Source organism: Amycolatopsis sp. M39 (assembly GCF_001651785.1).
Classification (GTDB): domain Bacteria; phylum Actinomycetota; class Actinomycetes; order Mycobacteriales; family Pseudonocardiaceae; genus Amycolatopsis; species Amycolatopsis rubida.
Genome location: NZ_LWSF01000005.1, coordinates 381,793 through 397,462 on the forward strand (window position 1 = coordinate 381,793; position 15,670 = coordinate 397,462).

A 15,670-nucleotide genomic window follows, 5' to 3' on the forward strand; every position below is an offset into this window, starting at 1 on the left:
CTGGCCGCCGGGTCCGGTGGGTCTCACCGCAGCTGGCGAGGCCCACCGAACCTAGGCCGGGCTCACCCGCGGTCTTACTTGCCGAGCGCGTCCGCCCCCGCCTGGGCGAAGGTCTCGTCCTGCGCACCTGGGGGCGCACCGGCCACGCCGACCGCCGCGATCGGGGCGTTGTTCGCGTTCACCGGGACCACTCCGGCGCGGAACAGGGTGCCCTTGATGTCCTTCAGGGCCGGGTTCTGCTGCAGCCGGCCGGTCAGCTCCGAGGTCTTGGCGTTCCACGAAACCGCCGTGAACGCCTTCTCCCCGGCCGACGAGTACGACTGCGGGCCCGCACCGTCGCCGCGCAGGGTCACGATGGTGTTGCCGTCGCGGTCGACCACCGCGACCGACACCTTCCGGCCCGCCCTTTCGGCGGCGTTGAGCGCGGCCCGCGCGGCCTTCTGCGCGGCAGCGATCGCCATGTGCGTGGTCTGGACCAGTCCCTTCGGCGCGGCCTGAGCGGCGGCCGGGGTGGCGGCGTCGGCGGCCAGTGCGCCGGTCGTGGCGGCTCCGAGCACGGCGAGTCCGCCGACGACGGTGGCGATGCGGGTCTTGGCGGTGAAGTTCTTCATCGGGTGCTCCTCGGCTTGTCCGGCTTGACGGATTCATCGTGCGTCCGGGACCGCCTCCACCGGATCGGAGTCCCGGCTCACCTCGCGCCGCGGAACGGCCGACACTCGTGTCATCCGATCGGCTGATGCCCGGGTTCGCACCGGTCAGGCTCCATATCGGACCGGAACACGGAGGGTGGCGATGACCGATCGGGCCGCGCGGTGGCTGGCCGCGACCATGCACACGGCGTTCTTCCTGCTGCTGGTCGCGTCGATCGTGCGTTTCCTCGACCACGCCGAGCTTCGCGTGGTGCGCGGTCCCGCTGTTCGTCACCGGCCTGCGCACGCTGCCGATCGGACCGGCGTTGGTGCTGGTCACACTGGTGACCGCTCTCGTAGAACCGGCTCTCGACCGGCTTCGATCCGAACCTGACTATCGTGCCGGTCGCCGTCGCCGCCGTGACCGCCGCGGTGATCACTTACCTGCGGCGGCAAGCGGTGCGGTTGCGGGAAACCGAGCGCCGCGCGGGGATGCTCGACGAACGCCACCGGCTGTCGCGCGAGATCCACGAGGGGCTGGGCGCCTCGACGGTGGGTGCGGCTGGCGGCGGTCCGTGAGGGAATCAACGTCTGTGCGGGTGGCCCTCGCGTACCTGGGGGCGCGGCGAGTGTGACGTGGGGTGACGTGCACACCGCGCACTGCTAGCGTGGTTTCGCGCGTACCGGGAACTAGGGGTGGGGCTTGATCGACGCGGTTGCGATGTTTTCCTCTGAGGCGGCGAAACTGCTGGCCACCGCCTTGGTCGGGCGGGTCGACAAGGGGCTGGGGCAGCTGGCGGGCATCGCCAGGGCCAAGTTCGGGGCGAAATTCGGCTCCGGGCCGGTCGCCGTCGCGGATCTTCGCGAGCAGGTGCTGGCCGCTTGCCAGGACGATCCGGTGTTTCGCACTGAGCTGATGGGAGCCGTCGCGTTGGTGAACGCGGCGGGGCAGCGGCCGTCGGCCACCGAGGGTGTCGAGCCGTTCTTCAATCATGCCGAGCATCTTCGTGCGCCGCGCGAGTCCGGGACCTGTCTCGTCTACGGGCCGGCCGGGTCCGGGAAGACCGAGCTTGCCCGGCAGATCGCCGGGCGGGTGCGGGATCGGTTCCCGGGCGGCTGGATCGAGATCGATGTCGCGGAATCGCGTACTGGCGCGGTCGTCGATCTGGCGCTCGTCAAACGGCAGGCGCTGCTGAAGCTGGGCATTCCCAGCGGTGAGATCGCTGCCGACGACGCTGGTCTGGACCAGCAGTTCGGCTCCGTGCTGGCGACCCGGTTGTTCACCGTCATCCTCGACAACGTCGTGTCGGCGCGCGAGGTCGAGCTGTTCCGGCCGTTCCGGATGAACCTCGTGCTGGCGACCTCCGCCGCCCGCACCCGGGACCTCGACGCGCTCGACCCGTCGCCGATCCTGCTGGGCGGGCTCGAACTCGAGGGCGCGCGGGAAATGCTCGCGCACTATTGCGGCGCGGTCCGGCTCGACGCGGAACCCGACGCGACCGGCGCGCTGCTGGCGATGTCCGGCCGGATGCCGTCCGCGATTCGCGAAGTGGGCTTGAGCCTGGCGCGGCACGGCGGGGAACCGTATCCGGTCAGCGGGCTCCTCGCGCACTACCAGGCGAACGGGATCGTGGACGCCGAGGGCGTCATCAACGACTCGCTCGCCCAGACTTTCGCGACGCTCGCTCCGGAAACCGCCGAGGCGGTCGCGTTGCTGTCCGGATTCCCCGGGCACTGGTTCACCCGGGAAACCGCGGTCGCCTACCTCGGGATGCCGGACGAGGTCTTCGACGCGGTCGTCAGCGCGATGCTGACCGAACAGGTCGGTGGCTGGCATCGGCTGACCGCGCTGGTGTCCCAGTACGCGGCGAAGCTGCCAGCGGATCGCGACGCGGCGTTTCCGCGGCTGTTGAGCCATGTCCGCGATCGAGCGGTCGCCGCGGACCTCGCCGGGGATGCCGGGCGGTTGCGCGAATACGTGGTTCCGCCCGGTTTGTCGTGGACGCTCCCCGAGGACCGGATCAACTGGCTGCACCGGCATCTGGGGCTCATCACCGAGGTGGTCCGCGCCGCGGCTCGGCGGGGGAAACACCTGGAGGTGTGCCAGCTCGCCGGTGCGCTGGAAGTGCTGATCACCGCACGCTGGCTGTGGCGCGAGTACGCCGAAATCAGCGACCTCGCCGTGCGTGCGGCGGCGGCGCTGGCCGAGGGAGAACCGCAGGCGCTCTACGCGCGGGCATTGTCCATGCGGGCCAAAACCTGGTTCCTGGCAAGGGCTTTCGACACCGCCGCCGCGGATCTTCAGCGGGCGTGGGAGCTGGCTGAGGCCGTCGACATCCGTCCGGCTCGGCGGGAGCGGCTGCAATCATCGGTGGCGGAGTTCCGGGCGCGGTTCTTCGAGGAACAGGCCGACACGCTCCCGGCCGAGCGCGCCAGCTTGCTCGCCGAAGCCGAAGCCTGGCTGCGGAAAGCCATCGCGCTCGACCAGCACCTCGACCACGGTTACGCGCTCGGCATTCACCATCGGATGCTCGCTTCCGTCCTGATCAAGGCCGGACGCCCGGCGGAAGCGATGGCCGAGATCGAGAACGGCCGCAAGCACGCCACCGGCCGCAACCTCAGCCGGCTGGACATGGTGGCTGCGCGGGCGTTCCTCGCGCGGGGAGACCTGGGGCGCGCCCGGGAGTGCTGGAGCCGCGCTCGCGCTGAGCTGAAATCCACCGGCGCGGATCAATACCAGTGGGAAGTCCGGGAAATCGAGGCGCGCATCCTGGCCGCGGAAGGGCAGCCGGAGGCTGCTCGGACGGCATGGGGGCAGCTGATCGGCGATGCCTGGAAGCTCGGTCACCCCCGGACGAACGAGTACATCACCGAGTTCGAATCGCTACGCTGACCCGGCACCTGCCGAACTCCAGTTCGGTCCGTCCTAAATAGAGCATCGACACCGCCGCCAGCGGATCGGCCTGCCGGGAGCCCGGGACCAGTTCGTAACGGCGACCGCTGCGATCCAAGGCGAGGCACCGGTCTTCGAGCCGGGCAGCAGCGAATTGGGCGTCCGGCCACTGCTTGAGGACGGCGGCGGCCCAGCCGGGGAAGTCGACCTCGGTGTCGTCGGTGAACACGACGGCGGCCGCCGACAGTTCTCGCAGCGACGCGCGGGTGTGGTGCGCGATCACGTGCAGATGGTGCAGGTGCTGCGGCACCTCGGTCGCGGGCAGCCGGACGAGCACATCCCTCGACCCGTGTGCGCGGATGCCGGCGACGAACGCGACTGGTTCCGTCCGGGTCGGCGAGGCGACCGGATAGCTGCTGAATTCCGCTGGCCCCCTCGGTTCCGGCAGCTTCATCAAGCGGTAGCACGCGGCACGCAGCAGCTCCGCCGACTGTCCGGGGACCGCGACCGCCTGCTTGGCAACAGGTTCGTAGCTGCCCGGAACATGCCGGTCGATCGCGTCGTCGATCTGCGCGGCCAACGGCCGATCGGCGGCAAGCGCGTCCGTGCGTGCGGCGAGCATCGCGGCGGGAGAGCCGGGAACCGTTGCCGGAGAAGGGCTTCCCGCCATCAGCATCGGCCGGTCCAGCGCCGCGGCGTAGAGCGACACGGAGCTTTCGTCACCGATCACGCAGGAGGATGCGGTAACCGCGGCCTGCCATCCGGTTTCGGACGGAATCACCAGCAGCCCGGCCTGTTTCGCCTCGGCGAGCCACGCGTCGAGCTGCCACGAGCTGTGCGCCGCCGCGATGCCTGGATGCAGGATCGCGCACACCGTGGTGGTGTCGACCGGCAGTTCGGCGACCAGCCGGAGCGGAAGGCCGGGATGCTGTCCGAGAACCGACGACGGACCCCAGGTGGACGCGATGGTCACGAGCCGCTTGCCCCGTCCGGCCAGCGCCGCGCGGTACTCGGCCGCCCGGTGCGCACCGGCCACGAGCCGGTCGAGACACGGATCGCCGACGACCTCCGCTCGCTCGGCCGCTTCCGGGCTCGCCGCGCGGAGCTGGTCGCGCTGCTCGGCGTGGGCGACGGCGATCAGCGCCGGGACGACCTGCCCGTGGTGCACGAGCCGTTCCGGGTTGAGCCCGGCGACGACCGAGCTGCCGGGGTAGTACTTCTGGTGGCCGATCCCGTGCGGCAGCAGGACCACCGGGGCGCGGAGCAGGTGGAGATCGTCGTTTTCGCTGGCCGCGATCGCGAGGTCGAACTCGGTCGCGATCGCCTGCTGCCACGGGATCACCGCGACGCCCAGCCGTTCGAGCAGCCGGGGGACCCCTGCCCCGAGGATGGCCGGACGGTCGCGGTCGAAGGTGAAAACGGTCTGCACGCGATGGTCGCCGCTGAAGAGCGTGAGCACGTCGAGCAGCCGGTTGAGCGTCGTCACGGTCCGCACAACCACCAGGACCCGGCGCTCGAAGCCGACGGTCAACCAGTGGTCAAACCCAGGATCCACGGGCACTCTCCGTGACAAAAGTCCGGGGGGGGGTAGGTATTTGCCATCAGACTGGGCACATCACCTGGCGAAACACTGGTGAAGCCTACCTGCCGCGCCCGGCCGGTCGCGGGAGCGCCCGTGACCACTGCCCGTGGTCGCGGGCGCGGTGATCACTCCTTCCGGGCCACCCCGGCGAGCAGCAGCGACTCGTTGGCCGCGTCGAGCGGGACGGTCGGGTCGTCCGGGCCGGCTTCCTCCGGATGCCACAGCGGGGTCCAGGTGACGCCGGGTTCGAGCAGGGCGAAGTCGCCGAACAGGCCGGTGATCTCGGCGCGGTCGCGGTAGACGAGGCCGGTGCCCGCGGCGGCGTACCGCTGCTTGGCAGCGGCGAGCAGGTGCTCGCAGTGCGGCGGGACGCCCTCGTCGGTGACGTGCGACAGCGCCAGATACGACCCGGGGACGAGGAGATCGCGGTACTCGGCGGTGAGACGGGGGCCGAGGTCCGCGGTGCTTCCGCTGCCGGGCGCGGGAGGTTGCCGGAAGTGCAGAACGGAAATGAGCAGCAGCGCGATCGGCTGGTCGAGGTCGATGACGCCCGACCCGGCGAGCAGGGACCAGAGCCGCCGCGCGTCGCGCAGGTCGGCGTGCACGGCGAGCTGCCGGGCGGGGTCTCCTTGTTCGCGCAGCAGGCTGGTGGAATGCGCGACGGCGACCGGTTCGCAGTCGACATACGCGACCTTCACCTCGCCCGGCGCGATCTGCTCGGCGATTTCGTGTGCGTGCCCCATCGTGGGGACGCCGGAACCGAGGTCGACGATCTGCCGGACTCCGCCGCGCACCAGATGCCGGACCACCCGGTGCAGAAACCGGCGGTTGGCCCGCGCGATCGGGCGCACCATCGGATAATCGCGCAGCATGCGTTCGGCGAACTGCCGGTCGATTTCCCAATTCGCGGTTCCGCCGAGGTAACAGTCGTACACGCGGGCCACGCTGGGACGGCTGAGATCGATCCCCGGCGGCGGAAAGGACTCGCGCTCCAGGCCAGTCACCATTTTCTCCTCGTGGTCGACGGCGCGGGATCAGCGTAGCCTCTCTCCGGCCCTGCGGGGAGCGGGCGGGCGGACGCTGAGCAGGTCCGCCTCGGCCTCTTCGAGCAGAATCGCCGATTCCTCGGCCGATTGGGCGACACTCGAAAGGGATTCCCACGATTGCAGATCGGTCTCGTAGGTTTCGGTTTCGTTCATGAAGGTCTGGACGCCGTTCGACGTTTCGGCGAACGAGCGGTCGAGCTTGTTGTTGACGAACTGCAAAATGGTGAAATCGGGGCCGACGTGCAAAGGGCCGTTGTCGAACGGCACGAACCGGATCGTCGCCGCGGGATGGTTGCGGGCGAGATTCAGCAGATGGCGGACCTGGCCGAGCGCGACGTAGGGATTGTCCGTGTGCGCGCGGGTCAGCCGGTGGACCGCGCTTTCGCTGAGGAGGAACTTGTACGTCCGGTCCGGGTAGTCGTCGAGCAGCTTGGCCCGCAGTTTGCGCTCGTGGACGGCGTCGGTCACGTCCGTGCGGCCGTAGGCCTGGAACTGCTCCATCATGTAGTCCTCGGTCTGCAGCATCCCGCTGATGCGCTCGCCGGTCCACTTCAGGACGATCGCGGCCTCCTGCTCGGCCTCGAACACCGGATGGAACCAGGCCGGGCTGGCCGCGAGGCGCCGCGCGTTCCACACCCGGTCGGCGCGGGAGGCCAGGTTGTACTGGCGCATCCGCTCCGCCTCGGCGGAATCGATCTCCAGGACGTCGATCCATCGGTCGAGCAAATGCGGATGGATCCGGGTCTTGCCGCGCTCCATCTTGCTGATGTTCGGCTGCGTGTAGCCGAGGTCGTCGCCGAGTTCGCCCTGGGTCAGCCCGCGTTCGACGCGGGCGGTGACGAGGATGTTGCCCAGTTCGACAAGCTGGGCCTCGACGGAAAGCCGGCTCACGAGGGCCGAGCCGTCCGATCGGGGGAGAAAACCGCACTTTTTCCGAGCACGAAATCATGATAGTCCCTCGCATTACCGCAGGCCAAGACGGACGGGTTCGCCCGGTTGTCCGGGAGGTTGTGCCGAATGGGGGACCGGGGCGGACGAGCTGTGCGCGATCAGCGGTCGAACTGTCCCGCGCGCAGCGCGCCGGAGAATGCGGCCCATTCCTGATTGTCGAAGACGAGCGCGGGAGAACGGCTGATCTTGGAATCCCGTACCGCGACGACGTCGGGATCGCTGAGATTGATCTCGACGCAGTCGCCGCCGTTGCCGCCGCACGCGGACGGCCGCTGCCAGGCCGCGTCGTCGAGCGAAGAACTCACGGTGTTCGGATCGTAAGAACTCATAATTTCGTCCTTGTCAAGCCGCTGACCTTCTTCGGAATATTCAGGCCTCAGGATCAGGGATGGAATATGCCGAAGCAAGGTGCTGACTTGCACAATGCCGAAATGGGCCGATAAGTTCACCTGTTTGGCGTCGGGGCAGTTTTCTCGGGTGATCGCGGTGGCGGGTGCTGTCCTTTTCCTGGCCGGGATTTGTCCTGTGCCGCAGCGTGAGCGGCTGGCCGGCGGCTTTCCGGCGAACCGTGGCCGGGGTGCCGGAAGCCGTGCGGGCAAGGCATGTCAGAATATTCTGTCTCGCCCGGGCAGGTATGCATATTCCAGTCGGCAGATGTCGTAGGGCATGCGATAAGCGGAGAACTTCGCAACGGGCTGGCTGAATGCCGAATTTCTCCGGCGGTCGGGTTTTCGCGGGAAAGTCACTGGTCAGGGCTCCCGGTGGCGGTGTGTCGCAGTTCTCCTTGATCGGTGCTCGGCAAGCGCCTGTTACCACTCTTGTGAGTGATGAAAAGTTGTTCTCGATGCGCTAGTGATCGTCGCTGCCTTCCGGTTCGAGGAGTGTTTTCCTCCCGGGCGGGACCTCGCGTGCAGTGCTGTGCCGGGCCCGTTAACGCAGGCAGGCGCAGGCCGGAACCCGATTGGACGGCTGCGAACCGGAGTTCGGCCGAGGAGTTCGTTTTCGCCGAAGTTACCGGTGCGCCCGGGCAGAACCGGCGGACTGATATTGCGCACGGTAGTTCGTCGTATCTCTTTGCCGTTAACCGACCGCTGCCCGCCGCTCGGCGAGACGACCGTCAGTGGGTATCGAGGTCTGTGTGTGCTCGTGGCCAAGATGAGAAGTATCGAACTGGGTCGCGTGCCCGGAGAGATAGAGGTGGCCCCCTGCGGGAACAGGGGGCCACGGGGATGTCTGAAACCCTCTTCTAGGTAAAGGAACAGACGAGATGACTGTACCGTTGGAGAACACCGGCCCGCTAGACGACGACCGCGCCGGACGGGTGGAACGCGTCGAATTCGGCGCCGCCGTCGCCCCGGCCCGCGGCGGGAAGCGGATCGCGACCCGTGACGAGATGGTGGCGGCCGCGACGAAAGTCTTCGCCCGCCGCGGCCCGGGACGGCACCGCAAGCCGGTCGCCCGGGGCCGATGGGTGTGCGCGGCGTCCGAGACGCTTTCGTGGCTGGCACCGGTCTTGTGGGGGTGCCTGCAGCTGACCTTCGCCGCGAGCGTGATCAGCGCGGTGGCGCTGCTGATCAGCCCGGTCGTCGGGGTCGCGGTCGCCGGGCTGGTGCTGATTTGCAGCGTGGTGCTGTTCAACCAGGCCAGGCCCAGCCATCGCCGGTAGCTTTTTCCGCTCCGCCGGCTCGCTACAGTGGGTTCCGTGCCGGAGTTCCAGCTGCCGCTCTACGGAGCCGACTTCGATCGTGGCGACCTCGCTCCCTGAGTCGTCCCGGTTTTCCGTCTCCGGCACCACTTCTCCTCTTCAGGGAGCGTCCTCATGCCCGGCGAAAGCCTGCGCGCGTTCATCCATGCCCTGCCCAAAGCCGAGTTGCACGTCCACCTCGTCGGTTCCGCCGGCGTAGACACCCTTCCTATTCCGCGATTTCGACCATTTCCTCAAGGTCTACTGGGCCGTGCAATCGATGCTCAAAGACCGCCATGACATCCATGCGCTCGTTCTCGGCCTCGCCGCCGCACTCGCGCGCCAGAACGTCCGCTACGCCGAAGTGACGGTCACGCCGTACAACCACGTCCTCGACGGCATGCCGGGCGGCGAACTGCTCACTGGACTCGTCGAAGGCCGCGCCGCCGCGAAGGCGGAGCATGGCGTGGAGTTGGCTTGGTGCTTCGACATTCCCGAGGGGAAGGGCGTGCAGGCCGGCCGGAAGACCGCGGTGTTCGCACTGCGGGAGCGACCGGAGGGACTGGTCGGCTTCGGCCTTGGCGGCCCGGAGATCGGCGTCGGCCGAGCGCGGTTCGAGCCGTTCTTCACCGCCGCCCGCGAGGCGGGCCTGCACAGCGTGCCGCATGCCGGGGAAACGAGCGGTCCCGCGGCGATCTGGTCGGCGGTGCACGACCTGGGCGCGGAACGCATCGGCCACGGCACCAGTTGCGCAGCGGACCCGGCGCTGCTGGCGTACCTCGCCGAGCACCGCAGCCCGGCCGAGGTGTGCCCGACGTCGAACGTCCGGACCCGCCAGGTGCCCTCGATCGCCGCCCACCCGGTCCGGCGCCTGCTCGACCACGGACTGGTCGTCACCCTCGACACCGACGATCCGCCGATGTTCGGCGCGACCTCGGAAGGCGAGTACCTGGCAGTGGCCACGACGCTCGGTCTGCGCACGGAGGAGGTGGCTCGGCTGGCGAAGAAGGCGGTGGAGGCATCGTTGCTGGGCGAGAAGGCCAAGGCGGCGATGACGGCGGGGATCGACCAGGTAGTCGCGAGCGGAACCGGTGCGGAGACTTGACCGGCGGCTTCCGGCTGCCAAGGCCGATTGGTCGGCCCGGCACCCGCACCGGTTGGGCTGCGTCCGGCTTCCGGCTGCCAAGGCCGGTCGGTCGGCCCGGCACNGCACCGGTTGGGCTGCGTCCGGCTTCCGGCTGCCAAGGCCGGTCGGTCAGCCCGGTACCCGCACCGGTCGGCCCGGAACCCGCACCGGTTGGGCTGCGTCCGGCTTCCGGCTGCCAAGGCCGGTCGGTCGGCCCGGCACTCGCACCGGTTGGGCTGCGTCCGGCTTCCGGCTGCCAAGGCCGGTCGGTCGGCCCGGCACCCGCACCGGTTGGGCCGCGTCCGGCTTCCGGCCGCTGACCTGCCGAAGCAACGTCAACGCCTCCTCCGAAGCCGACCCCTCCGGAGTCGTGCACACGATCAGCACCTGCTCCGGCGACCGCGCCACCGACAGGGTCTGCTGTGTCACCGTCACCCGGCCGACCACCGGATGCCGCAGCTCGGAGGAGTCGGCATCACAGGGTCCGACCCGGTGGTCGCGCCACCATGAGACGAACTCCGGGCTCTTCATCGTCAGCTCGCCGATCAGTTCGGCCAGCAGCGGATCGTCGGGGTGTTTCCCGACGGTGCCGCGCAGGTTGCCGACCACCGCGCGGGCCTTGCGTTTCCAATCCGCGTACAGCTCGCGGCAGTGCGGGTCCAGGAACAGCATCCGGCTCAGGTTGGGGCGCTGAGCCAGGTCCAGGTGCCCGGCCAGCAGGGCGTGCCCGAGAGGGTTCCAGGCCAGGACGTCCGTCCGGCGGCCGAGTACCAGCGCCGGGACGCCGTCGAGCGCGCGGAGGAGGTCGCGCGTTTCGCCGGCCAGCTTCTCCTGGCGTGGACGGCGCGGCTGGGGTGTGCGGCGGGCCGCGTCGGCGAGGCGGTCCAGGTGGGCTCGTTCGTGGGTGTCCAGTCGCAGGGCGCGGGCGATCGCGTCGAGGACCTCGGCTGACGCGCCGCGCGAGAGGCCCTGCTCCAGCCGCGTGTAGTACGAGACGCTGACGCCGGCCAGCCGCGCCAGCTCTTCCCGGCGCAGTCCGGCGACCCGGCGGCGCGGTCCGACGTCGGGCAGGCCGACGTCGGAGGGGCGCAGCCGGGCGCGTCGGGCGTGCAGGAAGTCTCCCAGCGGGCCAGCGGTCACGGGTTCCACTATCCGCCGCGGCGAACCGCGCTGCCACACCCCGCGCGGGGTAGGAAAACGCGGGAGTGGTCCGGGCGCGCCGGTCCGCTCAGGCTCGGTCGCATGGACGAGATCATTCTGGGCGACGTCACGGTCGCCCGCGTCAAGGAGTTCTCCGGGTCGGTCGGGATGAGCCCGGACCAGTTCTTCCCGGACAGCCCGGCGGGCTCGTGGGACGAGCACCGCGACTGGCTGGTCCCCGATTTCTGGGATCCGGAGACCGGCGAGTGCCAGTCGGCGATCCAGTCGTGGCTGCTGCGCAGCGAGGGCCGCACGATCCTCGTCGACACCGGCGTCGGCAACCACAAGGACCGGCCGTACGCGCCGGTGTGGAGCCGCCTCGACACCAGCTACCTCGGCCACCTCGCCGCCGCCGGTGTCTCGCCCGGGGACGTCGATGTCGTCGTCAACACCCACCTGCACATCGACCACGTCGGCTGGAACACCCGGCTCGACGGCCGGACCTGGGTACCGGCCTTCCCGAACGCCACCTACCTGATGCCGTTGCGGGACTTCGAGTTCTGGGATCTGGCCAACGAAAACGAGACGGTGTTCGGGCGCGGGAACCAGAACGTCTTCGAGGACAGCGTCGCTCCGGTGCGGCGGGCGGGACAGGTCCGGTTGTGGGACGGGACGTACCGGATCGACCGGAATCTGCGGCTCGGCCTCGCGCCAGGGCACACTCCCGGCTCGTCCGTGCTGACGCTGGACTCCGGTGGCGACCGGGCGCTGTTCGTCGGCGATCTGGTGCACACCCCGCTGCAGATCGCGGAGCCGGAGACCAACTCCTGTTTCTGCGAGGACCCGGCGGCGCGGGCGACCCGGCGCACCCTGCTCGGCCGGGCCGCGGAGGACAACGCGCTGCTCTTCCCGGCGCATTTTCCCGGTTCCGGCGCGGCGGAGGTCGAACGGGACGGGATGAAGTTCGCCATCAAGAAGTGGGCCGGGTTCTCCCGGATCTGCTGAAGGGATTCTCGTGTCCGAGCAAGAAAATCCGGTCGTCGAGACCGCGGCGGGCGCGGTGCACGGCCTTCGCGACGCGGCAGGCGAGCTTTACCGGGCCATTCCCTACGCCGCGGCCCCGATCGGGCCGGGCCGGTTCACTGCGCCGGAGCCGCATCCGGGCTGGTCCGGAGTCGGCGACGGTACTCGCCCGTCGCCGACCGCTCCGCAGCCCACGCGTGACTTCGGGCGGCTCGACCTGACCCCGTACTTCGGGCCGGGCTGGGTTCCCGGCGAGGAATACCTGACAGTCGACGTGCGTACGCCAGCAGCGGACGCCGGTGACCGTCCAGTCATGGTCTTCGTGCACGGCGGCGGGTTTGTCACGGGTTCGACCCGCGCCGCGCTCTACGACGGCAGTGCTTTCGCTCGCGACGGGATCGTCCTCGTGACGGTGAACTACCGGCTCGGCATCCCCGGTTTCCTCGCGCTGGAGGGAGCTCCGGACAATCGCGGGCTGCTCGACGTCCTCACCGCACTCCGGTGGGTGCGCGATTCGATCGCCGCGTTCGGGGGGAATCCGGGAAACGTCACGGTGTTCGGGCAATCGGCGGGGGCGACGCTCACCGGTGCGCTGCTCGCGACTCCGGAGGCTGCCGGGCTGTTCCGGCGCGCGATTGTCCAAAGCGGAAGCGGCACGGGCGCGTTCGCCCCGGAGCAGGCGCAACGGGTTACCACGGCCGCGGCTGCCGCATTAGGCGTCGAACCGGCCGCGGCGGCGTTCGCGGAGATCCCGGACGAGCGGTTCCTGGAGATCCTGCCCGCCCTGGCCGGGCTGGACCTGCGCACCGCGACCGCCGCGGATCCGCTTGCCGGGCTCAGCCCGTTCAGCCTGGTTCTGCCGGTGCAGCCCGCCGACAGCCTGGTCGGCGGCCTCGACCTGCTGATCGGCACGAACACCGAGGAGGGGCGGCTTTACCTGGTACCGCAAGGAAAACCGGACCGCACCGCCGGCCAGCTGGGCGAGTTGCTGTTCGGCGCCGGCACCGCTCGAATGGTCCGAGCGCACGCTGAGACCGGCCGCACGTATGTCTATTCCTTCGGCTACCGCTCCACCGCCCTGGACGGACGGCTGGGTGCGGCGCACACCGTCGAGTTGCCATTCGTCTTCGATCTCGCGGATGAACCATGGCTGCACGGCGACACCGGCCTGCTGGGGCCGGACGCTGCTCCGGCCGGTCTCGCCGAGGAGGTGCATGGGGCGTGGGTCGCCTTCGCCCGGACCGGGGAGCCAGGCTGGGCGGAGGCTGAGCCGCGGCGATTCGGCGGCTGAGCCTCACCGAACCGTTGTGGCCTGGCGTCTAAGTTCGGCCTGGTAACTCCCCGGCGTCTGGCCGAGGATCGCGGAGAAGGTCTCGATGAAGCTGGTCGGGTTGGCCCATCCGCAGCGCAGCGCGGTGTCGGTCACCGAACGGCCCTGTCCGAGGTGCACCAGCGCGTGCTGGATGCGCAGCTGCGAGCGCCACTGCGAGAAGCTCATCCCCAGCTCGGCGCGGAACAGCCGGCTGAGTGTCCGCTCGCTGGCCCCCACCGTCCGGCCGAGTTCGCCGAGCGTGGCGGTCCCGGCCGGGTTCCCGCGCAGGAGACCGGTGACCGCGCGGAGCCGGTCGTCGGCGGGTTCGGGCAGGTAGATCGCCTGCTGCGGGAGTTCGGTCAGCTCGTCGGCCAGCACCCGGAGCAGCCGATCGCCGACGTCCGGCCGCAGGGTCGTGCCGCCGGTCAGTTTCAGGACCGCGGCGCGCAGCAACGCGGACACCGTGAAGACGGTCGGCGTGGCGGGGAGCGCGGAACACAGTTCGGCGGGCACTTCGAGAATGCTGATCTCGGTCGTGCCGTAAGCGCGGTGGCCGTGTTCGAAGGAGGGCGGCGTCCACGAGATGCGATCCGCGGGCGCGACCCACGTGCCCCGCTCGGTGGTGGTGGCCAGCAGCCCGCTCGCCGCGTACAGCAGCTGTCCCCGCGCGTGCTGATGCGCGACGACCCCTTCCCCGTGGGCCAGCGACCAGCGGCCCTGGATGGGATCGTCGCCCGACCAGCAGAGGTGGCGGCGTTTCGGCATCGGTTTCCAGGATACCGCCAGCCGGTCGGCCGGTGATCTTGGCGGAATACCGGTATCGGCTGTCCGGCGGGCGGTGGCAGCGGGCTCTCCGCCGGGCGATTCTGGTTAGGCAAGCTAGCTAGAAGAAGGGGGGCGCGGATGTCGATCGCGGTGCGGGAAAAACGGCCCGAGGAGGACGTCCGGGTGTGGCTGGTGCTGGCGCCGCTGATGCTGGGCGCGCTCACCTACGGCGTCCTTGGCGCCGTGGTCGTTCCGGCATTGCCGTTGCTGCAACGGGATTTGCATACCAACGAGAATGGCGCGACCTGGCTGCTGACCGCCTATTTCCTCGCCGCCGCCGCGGCGACCGCGGTGGTGGGGCGGCTGGGGGACATGGTCGGCAAGCGGCGGATGCTGCTGATCGTGCTGTCGGTCATGGCGGCGGGGCAGCTCGTGTGCGCGACGGCGGACTCGCTCGCGCCGGAGTCGCCGGACGTGCGCTGCAGGGGCTCGCGGGCGGGCTCTTCCCGCTGGCGATCGGGATCATCCGGGACGAGTTCCCGCGCGAGCGCGTCGCGGCGGGCATCGGCGCGGTGACCGCGACCATCGGGATCGGCGCGGTCGGGATCATCCTGCCCGGCCTGCTGCTGCCGGGGCTGAGCTGGCATTGGCTGTTCTGGATTCCCCTGGTCATCACGCTGGTGACGCTGGCGGGAACCTGGTCGCTGGTGCGCGAATCGCCGGTGCGCCCCGGCGGCCGGATCAACTGGCTCGCCGCGGTGTTGCTGGTCGCCGGGGTCACGGCGGTCGTGCTGGGCATCAGCGAGGGCGGCACGTGGGGCTGGTCTTCCGGCGGCACGCTCGGTCTGCTCATCGGCGGCGCCGCGGTGTGCGCGATCTGGTGCGGCGCCGAGGCGGCCAGCGGCAATCCGCTGATCAACGTGCGGCTGATGCGGCTGCGCGGCGTGTGGACGACCAACGTCGTCGCGTTCCTGTTCGGCGCCGGATTGTATGCCGCTTTCGCCGTTTACCCGATCTTCGCCCAGCTTCCGGAATCCGCCGGATTCGGCTACCACGCGTCCATTCTCGCCGGTGGCCTCTATTGCCTGCCCATGTCGATTCCCTCGATCATCGTCAGTCCGTTCGCCGGCCGCCTGGCCGCCCGGATCGGCGCTACCGCCGCGCTCGTCCTCGGCACCCTGACCACGGCGGCCGGATTCGGCTACATGGCTCTCTGGAACGGCCATCCGTACGACATGATGATCAGTCTCGGGCTCATGGGGCTCGGCTTCAGCATCGCGTTCCCGACTCTGCTGACCGTGTGCGTGCATTCCGTTCCGGCGGAAAACGTCGCGGAAACCACAGGGATGAACACGGTCGTCCGCATGATCGGCGGAGCGATCGGCACCCAGGCGGCCGCCACGGTGATCTCCGGCCGCGACGGACTGCCCACCCGGGACGGGTTCACCGCCGCGTTCCTCATCCTGGCGGCATTCGCCGCGGTCGCCGCGAAATTCGTGTCCACGCGAGACTAGGAGAT

14 protein-coding genes and 1 pseudogene are annotated in these 15,670 nt (G+C 69.7%); 8 read left to right on the forward strand and 7 right to left on the reverse strand.

Annotated features, from left to right (window positions below; all coding sequences use genetic code 11):
- Nucleotides 1–74: 74 nt before the first annotated feature.
- On the reverse strand, nucleotides 75–611 hold the full coding sequence (locus tag A4R44_RS16240) for a heme-binding protein (RefSeq protein WP_067580840.1): 537 nt from the start codon (nucleotides 609–611) through the stop codon (nucleotides 75–77).
- A gap of 417 nt (nucleotides 612–1,028) precedes the next feature.
- Between A4R44_RS16240 and A4R44_RS16245 the strand changes: the two genes are divergently transcribed.
- Together A4R44_RS16245 and A4R44_RS16250 are read left to right on the forward strand one after the other, a co-directional pair.
- Nucleotides 1,029–1,208 carry a hypothetical protein gene (locus A4R44_RS16245; RefSeq protein ID WP_067580843.1) on the forward strand — a complete coding sequence of 60 codons (180 nt, stop codon included), beginning with the start codon at nucleotides 1,029–1,031 and terminating at the stop codon, nucleotides 1,206–1,208.
- 124 nt (nucleotides 1,209–1,332) lie between these two features.
- The gene (locus A4R44_RS16250) at nucleotides 1,333–3,522 is read left to right on the forward strand and encodes an ATP-binding protein (protein ID WP_067580845.1); all 2,190 of its coding nucleotides are present in this window, start codon (nucleotides 1,333–1,335) and stop codon (nucleotides 3,520–3,522) included.
- Here A4R44_RS16250 and A4R44_RS16255 read toward each other — a convergent pair.
- The 4 genes from A4R44_RS16255 to A4R44_RS52375 all read right to left on the reverse strand — a co-directional run bounded on the left by A4R44_RS16255 (nucleotide 3,497) and on the right by A4R44_RS52375 (nucleotide 7,700).
- The gene (locus A4R44_RS16255; RefSeq protein ID WP_095213371.1) at nucleotides 3,497–5,077 is read right to left on the reverse strand and encodes a hypothetical protein; all 1,581 of its coding nucleotides are present in this window, start codon (nucleotides 5,075–5,077) and stop codon (nucleotides 3,497–3,499) included. The two genes, A4R44_RS16250 and A4R44_RS16255, sit on opposite strands and share 26 nt — an antisense overlap.
- Before the next feature lie 152 nt (nucleotides 5,078–5,229).
- On the reverse strand, nucleotides 5,230–6,111 hold the full coding sequence (locus tag A4R44_RS16260; protein ID WP_067580849.1) for an SAM-dependent methyltransferase: 882 nt from the start codon (nucleotides 6,109–6,111) through the stop codon (nucleotides 5,230–5,232).
- 27 nt (nucleotides 6,112–6,138) lie between these two features.
- Nucleotides 6,139–7,041 (reverse strand): Scr1 family TA system antitoxin-like transcriptional regulator, encoded by a 903-nt coding sequence (locus A4R44_RS16265; RefSeq protein ID WP_067580852.1) that lies wholly within the window; start codon nucleotides 7,039–7,041, stop codon nucleotides 6,139–6,141.
- A 158-nt stretch (nucleotides 7,042–7,199) separates the two neighbouring features.
- Entirely contained in the window at nucleotides 7,200–7,700 is a 501-nt protein-coding gene (locus A4R44_RS52375; protein WP_369805899.1) for a DUF397 domain-containing protein, read from the reverse strand.
- Nucleotides 7,701–8,368: 668 nt separating this feature from the next.
- On the opposite strand from A4R44_RS52375, the gene A4R44_RS16275 reads away from it, so the two are divergent.
- Together A4R44_RS16275 and add are read left to right on the forward strand one after the other, a co-directional pair.
- The gene (locus A4R44_RS16275) at nucleotides 8,369–8,767 is read left to right on the forward strand and encodes a hypothetical protein (protein ID WP_067580857.1); all 399 of its coding nucleotides are present in this window, start codon (nucleotides 8,369–8,371) and stop codon (nucleotides 8,765–8,767) included.
- Between the two features lie 153 nt (nucleotides 8,768–8,920).
- A pseudogene (add, locus tag A4R44_RS16280) lies at nucleotides 8,921–9,890 on the forward strand (adenosine deaminase).
- A gap of 150 nt (nucleotides 9,891–10,040) precedes the next feature.
- Here add and A4R44_RS16285 read toward each other — a convergent pair.
- Nucleotides 10,041–11,051, reverse strand: a complete 1,011-nt coding sequence (locus A4R44_RS16285; protein WP_232791631.1) for a helix-turn-helix domain-containing protein — start codon at nucleotides 11,049–11,051, stop codon at nucleotides 10,041–10,043.
- 102 nt (nucleotides 11,052–11,153) lie between these two features.
- On the opposite strand from A4R44_RS16285, the gene A4R44_RS16290 reads away from it, so the two are divergent.
- Nucleotides 11,154–12,056, forward strand: a complete 903-nt coding sequence (locus tag A4R44_RS16290; protein WP_067580860.1) for an MBL fold metallo-hydrolase — start codon at nucleotides 11,154–11,156, stop codon at nucleotides 12,054–12,056.
- A 10-nt stretch (nucleotides 12,057–12,066) separates the two neighbouring features.
- Nucleotides 12,067–13,365 (forward strand): carboxylesterase/lipase family protein, encoded by a 1,299-nt coding sequence (locus tag A4R44_RS16295; protein WP_067580862.1) that lies wholly within the window; start codon nucleotides 12,067–12,069, stop codon nucleotides 13,363–13,365.
- Between the two features lie 3 nt (nucleotides 13,366–13,368).
- Here A4R44_RS16295 and A4R44_RS16300 read toward each other — a convergent pair whose 3' ends face one another.
- A complete protein-coding gene (locus A4R44_RS16300; protein WP_067580864.1) occupies nucleotides 13,369–14,151 on the reverse strand; it encodes an AraC family transcriptional regulator in 783 nt (260 codons plus the stop codon).
- Nucleotides 14,152–14,289: 138 nt separating this feature from the next.
- Between A4R44_RS16300 and A4R44_RS51735 the strand changes: the two genes are divergently transcribed.
- Both A4R44_RS51735 and A4R44_RS16310 read left to right on the forward strand, forming a co-directional pair.
- Nucleotides 14,290–14,727 carry an MFS transporter gene (locus A4R44_RS51735; protein WP_067580865.1) on the forward strand — a complete coding sequence of 146 codons (438 nt, stop codon included), beginning with the start codon at nucleotides 14,290–14,292 and terminating at the stop codon, nucleotides 14,725–14,727.
- Complete coding sequence (locus A4R44_RS16310) at nucleotides 14,676–15,665, forward strand: MFS transporter (protein WP_369805902.1); 990 nt, start codon at nucleotides 14,676–14,678, stop codon at nucleotides 15,663–15,665. Before A4R44_RS51735 ends, A4R44_RS16310 begins: the two co-directional genes overlap by 52 nt.
- Nucleotides 15,666–15,670: the final 5 nt, after the last annotated feature.